The 469-nt window shown below is 64.4% G+C and carries 1 protein-coding gene; it reads right to left on the reverse strand.

The window, feature by feature from the left end; translation table 11 throughout:
* Positions 1–467, reverse strand: a 467-nt coding sequence (locus tag C2846_RS18520) for an aldehyde dehydrogenase family protein (protein ID WP_240638238.1), incomplete at its 3' end; no start/stop codon positions are given.
* Positions 468–469: the final 2 nt, after the last annotated feature.

The following is a 469-nucleotide window of genomic DNA, read 5'->3' on the forward strand; positions in this document are numbered from 1 at the left end:
ATCAGCAGCGGGAAGTTCCACGGCACGATGGCGGCGACCACGCCGACCGGCTCGCGGGTGACCAGTCCGAGTTCATCGTGGGCGGTGGCCGCCACTTCGTCGTAGATCTTGTCGATCGCCTCGCCACTCCAGCGGATCGCCCGCGCTGCGCCGGGGATGTCCACTGCCAGGGCATCGCTGATCGGTTTGCCCATGTCCAGGGTTTCCAGCAGGGCCAGTTCCTCACCATGCTGTTCGATCAGCTCGGCAAAGCGGATCAGCACCTGCTTGCGCTGGGTCGGCGCCAGGCGTGACCAGACCCCGGAATCAAAGGTGGCGCGGGCATTGGCTACCGCCAGATCGGCATCGCTCTGGCCACAGCTGGCGATCTTCGCCAGCACCCGGCCGTCGATCGGGCTGAGGCAGTCGAAGGTTTCACCACCGACAGCGCTCTGATACTGACCATTGATGAAGGCCTGACCTTGAATCT

Source organism: Pseudomonas jilinensis (assembly GCF_003586265.1).
Lineage (GTDB): Bacteria > Pseudomonadota > Gammaproteobacteria > Pseudomonadales > Pseudomonadaceae > Halopseudomonas > Halopseudomonas phragmitis.